This is a genomic window from Aromatoleum evansii (assembly GCF_012910805.1).
Taxonomy (GTDB): Bacteria; Pseudomonadota; Gammaproteobacteria; order Burkholderiales; family Rhodocyclaceae; genus Aromatoleum; species Aromatoleum evansii.
On record NZ_WTVK01000065.1, the window covers coordinates 1 to 12,361 of the forward strand.

The window sequence follows — 12,361 nt, forward strand, 5'->3', positions numbered from 1 at the left end:
AGGGCAAGGCGCGGCGCGCCTCGGTGAAAGCGGCACTGGGTCGAGGCGGGAGTATGGCCGTTTCGGACGGTGCCTCGGGACTTGCCGGCAGTTTCGACCAAGCGTCGACGAGTCCGCGCAGGCGGGTGAAGAGCGTCTTGGGGTCGTTTGCGGCGAGCACGCGTTCGAGCGATTCGCGCTTGCGCGCAATGGTCCAGCCGATCTGGCGCGTTTCCCATTGCCGGAGGAGGGTGGCTATGAGCTCGTTCCAGGCGGGTTCCTGGTCCGACTTGAGGCTTGCCAGGTACAGGCCGAAGGCCTGCCGCGCGTTGTCCGTGTTGCCGTCGGCGAGCGCCTGGTCGAGCGCACGCACGAAGCGGGCCCGTTCGGCGGTGTCGCGCGGAAGCTGGCGGGCGAACGAGGCGAGGAGGCGGGCTTCGGCATGCGCTGACGCGGGGGGCGTCCCTGCGACTTCGTGGTAAAGCGCGGTGAAATTCTCGGGTGTCGGCGGAAGGCGCCGGGCTGCGATGAGACGCAGGACTTCACGGGCGATTTCCGACGGCAGGGTGGGGGGCATGGGACGGCCGGCCAGATGGGGAACGGTAGGGGCCGGATATATTAACCCGGAGGATTTCATCCGGGTCGGAGCGCGCTATTGCGGTGGTGCGAATTCGTGCACGAGGGGGCGCGGGGTCACCCGACGATCGGGGTTGCGGCTGGCGGCCGGATATGCAGGGGGCGGCGGACTTCACTCCGCCGGGGGGAGGTTCAGCAGTCGTCGCTCAGGCGGGAGCGCATGCGGAGCATGGCGACCGCGACGATGGTTGCCGCAGCGAGGGTGGTGGCTTCGACGACCTGGCCGGTGCCGAGCATCAGGCCGGAGGTGCCGCCGCAGCCCATCAGAAGGCGATTGATCCACTGTTCCATGTCGGTCTCCGTCGGGAAAAGGGCCCTCTGTGGGGCCGTATTGATCGAGTACTGTAAGTATATACAGTATTAGAGCTCGGCTGCAAGTTCATGGGGCGGTGTTCGCGCGTCGGAGGCGGGCTGGGCGAGCAGAAAAAGAAAAGGGGCGCCGAAGCGCCCCTTGATCATGATCCTGCCGTCCTTACTTCTTGCGTGGCGCCGGCACGTCGGTGCAGCTGCCGTGAGCGACTTCGGCGGCCATGCCGACCGTCTCGCCCAGCGTCGGGTGCGGGTGGATGGTCTTGCCGATATCCACTGCGTCCGCGCCCATCTCGATGGCGAGGCAGACTTCGCCGATCATGTCGCCGGCCGAGGGGCCGACGATGGCGCCGCCGATCACGCGATGCGTTTCGGCATCGAAGATCAGCTTGGTGAAGCCGTAGTCGGCGCCGTTGGCGATCGCGCGGCCCGAAGCGGCCCACGGGAACTTGGCGGTCTCGACCTTGCGGCCTTCCTTCTTCGCCTGTTCCTCCGTGTAGCCGACCCAAGCCACTTCCGGATGAGTGTAGGCCACGCCCGGGATCACGGTGGCGTCGAAGGCGGACTTCTCGCCGGCGGCGACTTCCGCCGCGACGTGCGCCTCATGCACGGCCTTGTGCGCGAGCATCGGGTTGCCGACGACGTCGCCGATCGCGAAGATGTTGGGCACGTTGGTGCGCATCTGCGCATCGACCGGGATGAAGCCGCGGTCGGTGACGACGACGCCGGCCTTCTCGGCGCCGATCTTCTTGCCGTTCGGGCTGCGGCCGGCCGCCTGCAGGATCATGTCGTAGCGCTGCGGGCCTTGCGGCGCCTTCTCGCCCTCGAACGTGACCCACAGGCCGTCGTCCTTCGCCTCGACGGCGACGGTCTTGGTCTTGAGCATCACGTTGTCGAAGCGGTGGCTGTTCTGCTTCTCCCACACCTTGACGGCGTCGCGGTCGGGGCCCTGCATCAGGCCGTCGAGCATTTCGACGACATCGACGCGGGTGCCGAGGGTGGAATACACCGTCGCCATTTCCAGGCCGATGATGCCGCCGCCGATGACGAGCATCTTCTGCGGCACGAAGCGGAGCTCCAGCGCGCCGGTCGAATCGACGATGCGCGGGTCGCGCGGGATGAAGGGCAGGTGCACCGCGGCGGAACCCGCAGCGATGATGCACTGCTTGAACTTGATGACCTTCTTCTCGCCGGTCTTGTCCTGGCCGTCGCCGGTCGTGACTTCGACTTCGACGTGGTTCGGGTCGAGGAAGGCGCCATAGCCGCGCACGACGTCAACCTTGCGGCCCTTGGCCATGCCGGCAAGGCCGCCGGTCAGCTTGCCGACGACCTTGTCCTTGTGGGCACGCAGCGCGTCGATGTCGACGGTCGGCTTCGCGAAGGTGATGCCGGCGGCCGACATGTGCTCGGCTTCGTCCATCACTGCAGCGACGTGCAGCAGCGCCTTCGACGGGATGCAGCCGACGTTCAGGCACACGCCGCCGAGGGTCGCGTAGCGCTCGACGATGACCGTCTTCAGGCCGAGGTCGGCCGAGCGGAACGCGGCGGAGTAGCCGCCTGGGCCGGCGCCGAGCACGAGCATGTCGCACTCGATGTCGGCACCGCCGGCGTGGCTTGCAGCAGCCGGGGCTGCCACAGGCGCAGCAGCCGGCGCCGCAGGTGCGGCGGCCGGAGCCGGCGCGGCGGCGGGGGCTGCCGCAGCGGCCGCACCTGCAGCCTCCACCTTCAGCAGCACGGCGCCTTCGCCGACCTTGTCGCCGACCTTGACCAGCACTTCGGTGACGACGCCGGCGGCCGAGGAGGGCACGTCCATCGTCGCCTTGTCCGATTCGAGCGTGCAGATCGCGTCGTCGACCTTGATGGTGTCGCCGACCTTCACGAACAGTTCGATCACCGGGACGGAATCGAAATCGCCGATATCCGGAACCTTGACTTCAACTTGGCTCATGGCATGGCCTCCTTACAGCATGACCCGACGGAAGTCGGCCAGCAGTTGAGCGAGATAGACGTTGAAGCGGGTCGCCAGCGCGCCGTCGATGACGCGGTGGTCGGCCGTGAGCGACATCGGCAGCGTCAGGCGCGGCGCGAACTGCTTGCCGTCCCACACCGGCTTCATCACCGACTTGTTGACGCCGAGGATCGCGACTTCCGGCGCATTGACGATCGGCGCGAAGTAGGTGCCGCCGATGCCGCCCAGGCTGGAGATCGTGAAGCACGCGCCGGACATGTCGGCCGGGCCGAGCTTGCCGTCGCGGGCCTTCTTCGCGAGCTCGCCCGTTTCCGCGGCAATCTCGAACACGCTCTTCTTGTCGGCGTTCTTCACCACCGGCACGACCAGGCCGTTCGGAGTGTCCGCGGCGAAACCGATGTTGAAGTACTTCTTCAGCACCAGATTGTCGCCGTCGAGCGAGGAATTGAACTCGGGGAATTGCTGCAGCGCGCGAACCGAGGCCTTGATGATGAAGGCGAGCATCGTCAGCTTCTTGCCCGACTTCTCGTTTTCCTTGTTGATCGCAACGCGGAAGGCCTCGAGGTCGGTGATGTCGGCGTCCTCGTGGTAGGTCACGGCCGGGATCATCACCCAGTTGCGGGAGAGGTTCTGTGCCGAGATCTTCTTGATGCGCGACAGCGGCTTGGTTTCGATTTCACCGAACTTCGAGAAATCGACCTTCGGCCAGGGCAGCAGATCCAGCCCGCCGCCCAGGCTCGCGCCTGCGGCAGCCGGAGCGGCCTTGCCCGGGACGACGCCGGTTTGCATCGCGCCCTTCACGAAGGCGGTGACGTCTTCCTTCAGGATGCGGCCTTTCGGGCCGGTCGCCTTGACCTGCGCGAGATCGACGCCGAGTTCGCGCGAGTAGGCACGCACGGACGGGCTCGCATGCACCTTGCCGCCGAGGGTGACGGCGGACGGCGCAGCGACAGCGGCCGGAGCGGAGAGCGCCGATTGGCTGAAGGCGGCCGTCGAAGCGGCCGGTGTCGCCTGGACGGCGGTGGTGCCGGCAGCGGCGGGGGCTGCAGGGGCAGACGGAGCCACTGCAGCGGCGGGAGCAGCACCCGCGCCTTCGACGACGATCAGGACGCTGCCCATCGACACCTTGTCGCCGAGCTTGACCTTCACTTCCTTCACGACGCCGGCGGCCGAGGAGGGCACGTCCATCGTCGCCTTGTCCGATTCGAGTGTCGCGATCGCGTCGTCGACCTTGATCGTGTCGCCGACCTTCACGAACAGTTCGATCACGGGGACGTCGGAGAAGTCGCCGATGTCCGGCACGGTGACTTCGATCGGGCCGGCGGCGGCCGGAGCTGCCGCGGGGGCAGCTGCCGGAGCCGGGGCGGCAGCGGCGGGCGCGGGAGCAGCCGCCGGAGCGGGGGCTGCGGCAGGCGCTGCGGCCGCTGCCCCGTTGGCCGTCTCGACCTTGATCAGCACGCTGCCTTCGCCGACCTTGTCGCCGAGGCCGACGAGAATTTCCTTTACGACGCCGGCGGCCGACGACGGCACATCCATCGTCGCCTTGTCCGATTCAAGCGTCGCGATCGCGTCGTCGACCTTGATGGTGTCGCCGACTTTCACGAACAGTTCGATAACAGGGACGGAATCGAAATCGCCGATGTCCGGGACTTTCACTTCAATGATTTGGCTCATGTTCTTGTCTCCCTCGCTCTCTTAGACGCTCATCGGGTTGGGCTTGCTGGGATCGAGGTTGTACTTCAGCAGTGCGGCGGCAACCTTGTCGCGCGGGATCAGACCGTCGTCAGCGAGCGCCTTGAGTGCGGCAACCGTGACCCAGTGGCGATCCACTTCGAAGAAGTGACGCAGCTTCTCGCGGGTGTCCGAGCGGCCGAAACCGTCGGTGCCGAGCGTCGCGTAGGTGCGCTTGACGAAGGGACGGATCTGCTCCGAGAACATGCGGATGTAGTCGGTTGCGGCGATCACAGGGCCGGTGGTGTCCTTCAGGCACTTCTCGACGTGCGACAGGCGCGGCGCCTCCATCGGGTGCAGCATGTTCCAGCGCTCGGCGTCCTGGCCGTCGCGGGCCAGTTCGTTGAAGCTCGGGCAGCCCCAGATGTCGGACTCGACGCCCCAGTCGTTCTTCAGCAGGTCGGCCGCGGCGATGACTTCGCGGAAGATCGTGCCCGAACCCAGCAGCTGAACGCGCAGCTTGCCTTCACCGCCCTTACGGAACGCGTACATGCCCTTGACGATGTCGGCTTCGGCGCCGGCAGGCATCTCGGGATGCTCGTAGTTCTCGTTCATCACCGTGATGTAGTAGTACACGTCCTGCTGTTCGGCGAACATGCGGCGCATGCCGTCCTGCACGACGACGGCGACTTCGTACTGGAAGGTCGGGTCGTAGCTGACGCAGTTCGGGATCATGTTGGCCAGCAGCAGGCTGTGGCCGTCCTCGTGCTGCAGGCCTTCGCCGTTCAGCGTGGTGCGGCCGGCGGTGCCGCCGATCAGGAAGCCGCGGGTGCGCTGGTCGGCAGCCGCCCAGCACAGGTCCATCGTGCGCTGCAGGCCGAACATCGAATAGAAGATGTAGAACGGCACCATCTGCACGCCGTGCACCGAGTAGGCGGTACCGGCGGCGATCCAGTCGGCCATCGCGCCGGCTTCGTTGATGCCTTCCTGCAGCACCTGGCCGGTCTTCGATTCCTTGTAGAACATCAGCTGGTCATGGTCTTCCGGCACGTAGTTCTGGCCCTGCTGGTTCCAGATGCCGTACTGGCGGAACATGCCTTCCATGCCGAAGGTACGCGACTCGTCGGGGACGATCGGCACGATGTGGCGGCCGATCTGCTTGTCCTTGAGCAGCGTGTTCATGATGCGCACGATGGCCATCGTGGTCGACAGCTCGCGGCCTTCGCCGGATGCCTTCAGCAGCGCGGCGAAGTTGTCGAGCGCGGGCACGGCCAGCGGGTCGGCGGTGCGGCGGCGCTGCGGCAGGAAGCCGCCGAGCGACACGCGGCGCTCCATCATGTACTTGTATTCGGGCGAATCCTCGGCGAACTTGAGGTAGGGCAGCTCGGCGAGCTTGTCGTCCGGCACGGGGATACCGAAGCGGTCGCGGAAGCGGCGGATCGCCTCTTCGTCGAGCTTCTTCTGCTGGTGCGAGATGTTCATCGCCTCGCCGGCCTGGCCCATGCCGAAGCCCTTGACGGTCTTGGCGAGGATCAGCGTCGGGGCGCCCTTGTGCTCGACGGCGGCCTTGTAGGCCGAGAAGATCTTGAACAGGTCGTGGCCGCCGCGGTTCAGTTGCCAGACCTCGTCGTCGGTCCAGTCGGCAACCATCGCCTTCAGTTCCGGGGTGTTGAAGAAGTGCTCGCGCACATAGGCGCCGTTCTTCGCCTTGAAGGTCTGGTACTCGCCGTCGACGCATTCCATCATGCGCTTCTTCAGCAGACCCTTGGTGTCGCGGGCGAGCAGCGCATCCCAGTGCGTGCCCCAGATCAGCTTGATGACGTTCCAGCCGGCGCCACGGAATTCGGCTTCCAGTTCCTGGATGATCTTGCCGTTGCCGCGCACCGGGCCGTCGAGACGCTGCAGGTTGCAGTTGATGACGAAGACCAGGTTGTCGAGCCTTTCACGCCCGGCCATGCCGATCGCGCCCAGCGATTCGACCTCGTCGGTCTCGCCGTCGCCGAGGAAGGCCCAGACCTTGCGGTCCTGCGCCTTGGCCATGTCGCGGCTGTCCATGTACTTCATGAAGCGTGCGGCGTAGATCGCGCACAGGGGGCCGAGGCCCATCGAAACCGTCGGGAACTGCCAGAAGTCCGGCATCAGCCAGGGGTGCGGGTAGGACGAGATGCCCGTGCCGTCGACTTCCTGGCGGAAGCTGTCCATCTGCTCTTCGGTGAGGCGGCCGAGCATGAAGGCGCGCGCATAGACGCCGGGGACCGAGTGGCCCTGGAAGAAGATCAGGTCGCCGCCGTGCTCGGCGGTGGGGGCGCGCCAGAAGTGCGAGAAGCCCACGTCGTAGAGGGCTGCCGCGGAGGCGAAGGAGGCGATGTGGCCGCCAACGTTGGTGTGCTTGTTCGCGCGCACGACCATCGCCATGGCGTTCCAGCGGATGTACGAATGGAGCTTGATCTCCATGTCCGGGTTGCCCGGGTACTTCGGCTGCTGGCTCGCGGGGATGGTGTTGATGTACTGCGTCGTCGCCGAGTAGGGGATGTCGATCCCTTCTTCGCGTCCGGCTTCGATCAGCTTCTCGATCAGGAAATGCGCGCGGTCCTGACCCTCATTGGCGACGACGGCCTGGAGGGCGTCCAGCCATTCCTGGGTCTCGATCGTGTCCGGGTCCGTCTGCAGCGTTACGTTGGGTGTCGCGGCCATGCTCTGTCTCCTTGTGTTGAGCTTCGCGGTTTGGCGAATCCGCCCTTGCGAGGTGATTCGGGTCGAATCCGTAAGGCGCCGATCGAGGTCGTCGAGCAGCATTTTTCGCATTCTAAAACGAGATTTCAGGATGTGCAATAACTCCCGATGCTCATTTCGGGCATGGAAACGGGCACGCGGAAAGCATGGCAAAAGCCTCAGCGCGAACGGCATCTGGCGCGTTCGTGGCAGCGGTGGCGGGACGAGTGCAGCGGGGAAGGGATGACCCGCCCAGGTGGAGGCGGGGAAAAAAATCGGCCGGGAGAAAGGGAGGGAGAGGAAGATCTCCCGGCCGATTCGGAAAGCGGAATGCAGTGGGGCTAGCGGCCCGATGCCCTGCGACGGTCTTCATCGTAGGCGAACACCACGCGCCCGTCGCGTACCTCGCCCATGAAAATATCATGAACGCTGGTAATCGTCTCGTGGCGGTCCTTCGAAAAGGGGGTGCGATACGTCATGACCACGCCCTCGATCTTCTCGTTGAGGTTTTCCAGCGCCTCGCGGACGCGGTCGCCATCGGTGGTGCCTGCCTGGCGGATCGCTGCGGCGAGCAGAAGGAGGGAATCATACCCCTGAGCGGCGGCGGGTGGGACAGGAATGCGCCCGCTGCCGGTCGATTCGTGCCATGCCTCGATGAAGGCCTTGCGCCGGCTGCTCGTCGGCTCCGGGATGAATGTCTGCGGCATGCGTGCGCCTTCTGCGTTGGGGCCGGCGTTGTCGATGAAGTTCGACATCGCCAGCGTCCAGCTGCCGATCAGCGGCACACGCCAGTTGATGCGTGCCATGCCGTTGGCGATCTGGGCGAGCTCGGGCCCGATGCCGTAGGTGAGGATTGCCTCCGCTCCGGCCTCGCGTGCACGACGCAGCGGCATGGTCATGTCGGTCTGCTGCAGGTTGAAGCGTTCGACCGCCACCGGCTTCAGGTTGCGCTCGGCGAGCGTGCGTTCGAGATCCTCGCGTCCGAGCTGGCCATAATTCGTCGCGTCGTGGAAGATCGCCACGCGCTTCAGCCCGCGCCGCTCGACGGCTTCGCTGACGATCATCGCGGCCTGTATCGTGTCGTTTGCCGAGATACGAAAAACGAAGTTGTCCGGATGTTGCGGCGGCAGGAATTGCCGGGTCACGATGGAGCCCGTCGCGACCGAGGTGATGACCGGGATGCGCGCCTCTTGGTAGAAGCGCTGGCTCGCGAGGGCGACGCCGGTGTTGGCGATGCCCAGTCCCGCCACCACGCGGTGCTTGTTGATGAGCTCCTGCACCACCTGGGCGCCGCGCTCGTTGCGCGCTTCGTCATCGCGCTCGATGAGTTCGATCGGGCGGCCGAGGATGCCGCCTTTCGCATTCAGCTCCGCGGCGGCGATGCGGATGCCCTCGCGCATGGATATCCCCATCGGGCTGGAGCCACCGGTAAACGGTCCGGACACCCCGATGCGTATGGGGTCGGCCGCGAGCGCGGGCAGGGCGAGGAGATACAGCAGTGCGAGGAGCAGGCGCAGCACGCGGAGATCTCTCATCAGGTGAGGAAGGCCAACAATGTACGTGGGGGGGCGGCCGGGCAGAATTGGCGAAAACCCCAAGCGCAGCGGCGGTGGCCTTCCTTAGGGGAAAACCCGACTGACGCCGCCGCGCCGCCCCCATGACAATTGCGGCGGACCGCAGCACATGCGCCAACGCGCGCGCGTTCAAGCTTCCTTCCGACCCTGCCGCCAGTCCTGCATTCCGATGCCCGATTCCGCCGATTCCGTCCGCCTTGCGCGGACCCGCCTGTACTGGACCGCCCCCTACGTGGCGGTGGGCATCTTCGCGCTCACGATGCTGGGGCTGGTGTGGCTGCTGCAGTTGCGCGACGCGGAAACGCAGCGCAACGCGGTCGCGCGCGACGTGCAGTGGGCCGAGCAGACGATGCGCCTGCACATGCAGGGAACCGAGGAGTTCCTCAACCAGCTCGCCCGCGACCTCGCCGTGTCGGCGCTCGACCAGAACGGCTTCCAGGTGCGTGCCAACCAGCACATCGCCAACAACGGCGAGCTCGTGAACGTCGTGTGGGTCGGTCCGGAAGAGCTGGTGCGCTGGACCGCGCCCTTCGATACCACCGACTGGCTGACCGGCGATGCGCTGTCGCGTGTCCAGGCGACCGCCATGTATCGCGCGCGCGACACGGGGCATGCGACCTATGGTGAGGCCTATCAGACGCCGGGCAAGCGTTACGTGCTGGATGTGTTCGTCCCGGTGCGCCACGGGCGCGAGTTCCTGGGGGCGATCGTCGGCGTGTATTCGATCGAGCGTGTGCTGCAGTATCTCGTGCCCAGCTGGTTCGGCGAGAAGTACCACCTGGCGCTGATCGGCCCGCAGGGCGAGACGCTGGCGGTCAACTCCAGCGTCGTGGACCTCGACCAGTCGATCTCGTATTCGATTCCGCTCGATCCTCCCGGCACCGGCCTGGTGCTGCGTGCAACCGCCTTCCGCACCCCCAGCCAGCTGCCGCAGGCCCTGCCGACGGCGATGATCGTCGGCCTGTCGGTGATCGTGTTGTGGACCCTGTGGCTGCTGCGGTCGCACGTGCAGCGGCGCGTGCGCGTGGAGAAGGAGCGCGACCGGCTGTTCAACCTGTCGCTCGACCTGCTGTGCATCGTCGGCCTCGATGGCGTGTTCCGCCGCGCCAACCCGGCATTCGAGCGCATCCTCGGCTACCTGCCGGACGAACTGCCCGGGCGGCCGCTGCTCGATCTCGTGCATGCCGACGACGTTCCCTTCGCCGTCGAGCAGATGCGCCGGCTCGCGGACGGTCAGCCGGTGAGCTTCGAGATCCGCTGCCGTTGCGCCGACGGCAGCTTCCGCTGGCTGGACTGGAGCATCAACCCGGTGCGCGAGGAAAAGCTGGTGTATGCCGTCGCGCACGACATCACCGGCCGCAAGGCGGGCGAGGAGGCATTGCGCGCGGAGTCGGCCTTCCGCAAGGCGATGGAAGAATCGGTGATGACCGGCATGCGCGCCATCGACCTCACGGGCCGGATCATCTATGTGAACTCCGCCTTCTGCCGCATGGTCGGCTTCGAGGAGGAGGAGCTCCTCGGAGCCACGCGCCCCTTCCCGTATTGGGCGCCCGAGGAGCTCGAGGCGTGCAGCCACAACCTGGACCTGACCCTGCTGGGCCGGGCGCCGCCGAGCGGCTTCGAGATGCACATCCGGCGCAAGAACGGCGAGCGCATCGACGCGCGCTTCTACCTCTCGCCGCTGATCGACGCCAATGGCGTGCAGACCGGCTGGATGGCCTCGGTCACCGACATCACCGAGCCGAAGCGCATCCGCGCCGCGTTGGAGGCTGCCCACGAGCGCTTCGAGGCGGTGATCGACGGTCTGGAGGCGGCGGTGTTCGTCGCGGATGCGCGTACCGACGAGATCCTGTTCGCCAACCGCGCGTTCAAGAACATCCATGGCTTCGACGCCGTCGGGCGGACGGTGCGCGTCGTCGCCGTGCCGCAGCCCGAGCGCGGCGATTATCCGGTCGATCCGCGTGGCCTGACCGCCGCCGACCTGCCGCGCGAGCTCTTCGACGGCGAACTGCAGCATCCGCTTTCCGGCCGCTGGTATCACGTGCGGGAACACGCGACGCGCTGGGTGGACGGGCGCGTCGTGCGCATGGGCATCGCCACCGACATCACCGAGCGCAAGCAGACCGCCGAAGTCTCGCGCCAGCAGGCCGAGCGCCTGCAGCGCACCTCGCGCTTGATCACGATGGGCGAGATGGCGTCCACGCTCGCGCACGAGCTCAACCAGCCGCTGTCGGCCATCGCCAACTACTGCATGGGCTGCGTGACGCGCATCCAGTCCGGCAGCGCGCGCGAGGAAGACCTGCTGGCGGCGATGCAGAAGGCGAGCTTCCAGGCCGAGCGCGCCGGCAAGATCATCCGCCGCGTCCGCGAGTTCGTGAAGAAGAGCGAGCCGCGGCGCAGTGCGGTGCAGATCTCCGACGTGCTCGACGACGCGATCGGTTTCGCCGAGATCGACGCCCGGCGCATGAGTTCGCGCATCGTGTCGGAGGTCGATCCCGACCTGCCCGCGGTGTTTGCGGACCGCATCATGATCGAGCAGGTCGCGCTGAACCTGATCAAGAACGGCATCGACGCGATGGCCGACCTGCCGCCCGAGCTGCGCGTGCTCACGGTGCGCGCGCGCGCACTGGGCCCGCGGGCGGTCGAAGTGGCCGTGATCGACCGCGGCCACGGCATCGGCGAAGAGGAGCGCAGCCACCTGTTCACGCCTTTCTACACGACCAAGTCGGAAGGCATGGGCATGGGACTCAACATCTGCCGCTCGATCATCGAGTTTCATGACGGGCGATTGATTGTGGACTCCAATCCGGAAGGGGGTACCATCTTCTCATTCACCTTGCCTACAGAGTTCGCCAGTGACCGCACCGTCCGCCGCACCTGAACAATGCATCTACGTCATCGACGACGAAGCCCTGCGCGATTCACTCGTGTGGCTGCTCGAATCGAGCGGCTATCGCGTGCAGGCATGGGAGTCGGCCGAGAGCTTCCTGCGTGACTACCTGCCGACGATGACCGGTTGCGTCGTGCTCGACGTGCGCATGCCCGGCATGAGCGGGCTGGAACTCTTCGAGGAGCTCAAGCGTCGGCACTTCACGCTGCCAGTGATTTTCATCACCGGCCATGGCGACGTGCCGATGGCAGTATCGGCAGTGAAGAAAGGTGCCGTCGATTTCATCGAGAAGCCGTTCAGCGAGCGCGACATGCTGAGCCTGATCTCGGAATGCCTTGCGGCCGAGCAGGAGAGCCGGGACAAGCGACAGCTCGAGGCCGATACCGCACGGCGCCTCACTCACCTCACGCAGCGCGAGCGCGAGGTGCTGGATCTCATCATCGCTGGCAAGCTCAACAAGCAGATCGCCGACGTGCTCGGCATCAGCATCAAGACGGTGGAGGTACACCGTGCGCGCGTGATGGAGAAGATGGAGGCCAACTCGCTGGCCGAACTCGTGCAGAACGTGCTGGCGGTGCCCGGAGGTGGCGGCCGCTGACGGGTGTGCTGCCTGTTGCAGGA

The 12,361-nt window shown here is 66.2% G+C and carries 7 protein-coding genes and 1 pseudogene; 2 read left to right on the plus strand and 6 right to left on the minus strand.

From position 1 onward, the window contains the following. The 6 genes and pseudogenes from GO615_RS23285 to GO615_RS23310 form a co-directional block, all read right to left on the minus strand. Positions 1 to 556: pseudogene (locus GO615_RS23285) on the minus strand (GGDEF domain-containing protein); the annotation flags it as partial. A 191-nt stretch (positions 557 to 747) separates the two neighbouring features. Then, positions 748 to 906, minus strand: a complete 159-nt coding sequence (locus GO615_RS23290; protein WP_169132270.1) for a hypothetical protein — start codon at positions 904 to 906, stop codon at positions 748 to 750. Between the two features lie 181 nt (positions 907 to 1,087). Next, positions 1,088 to 2,872 (minus strand): dihydrolipoyl dehydrogenase, encoded by a 1,785-nt coding sequence (gene lpdA / locus GO615_RS23295; RefSeq protein ID WP_169132271.1) that lies wholly within the window; start codon positions 2,870 to 2,872, stop codon positions 1,088 to 1,090. Positions 2,873 to 2,884: 12 nt separating this feature from the next. Then, positions 2,885 to 4,567, minus strand: coding sequence for a dihydrolipoyllysine-residue acetyltransferase (gene aceF / locus GO615_RS23300; protein WP_169132272.1), 1,683 nt, complete (start codon positions 4,565 to 4,567; stop codon positions 2,885 to 2,887). Between the two features lie 21 nt (positions 4,568 to 4,588). Beyond that, a complete protein-coding gene (gene aceE, locus GO615_RS23305; RefSeq protein ID WP_169132273.1) occupies positions 4,589 to 7,258 on the minus strand; it encodes a pyruvate dehydrogenase (acetyl-transferring), homodimeric type in 2,670 nt (889 codons plus the stop codon). 359 nt (positions 7,259 to 7,617) lie between these two features. Further along, entirely contained in the window at positions 7,618 to 8,811 is a 1,194-nt protein-coding gene (locus GO615_RS23310) for an ABC transporter substrate-binding protein (RefSeq protein ID WP_169132274.1), read from the minus strand. 208 nt (positions 8,812 to 9,019) lie between these two features. Here GO615_RS23310 and GO615_RS23315 point away from each other — a divergent pair, with 208 nt between their 5' ends. Both GO615_RS23315 and GO615_RS23320 read left to right on the plus strand, forming a co-directional pair. Further along, positions 9,020 to 11,731 (plus strand): PAS domain-containing sensor histidine kinase, encoded by a 2,712-nt coding sequence (locus GO615_RS23315; protein WP_169132275.1) that lies wholly within the window; start codon positions 9,020 to 9,022, stop codon positions 11,729 to 11,731. Further along, positions 11,706 to 12,338: a response regulator gene (locus tag GO615_RS23320; RefSeq protein WP_169132276.1), complete on the plus strand. Its 633-nt coding sequence runs from the start codon at positions 11,706 to 11,708 to the stop codon at positions 12,336 to 12,338. Before GO615_RS23315 ends, GO615_RS23320 begins: the two co-directional genes overlap by 26 nt. Positions 12,339 to 12,361: the final 23 nt, after the last annotated feature.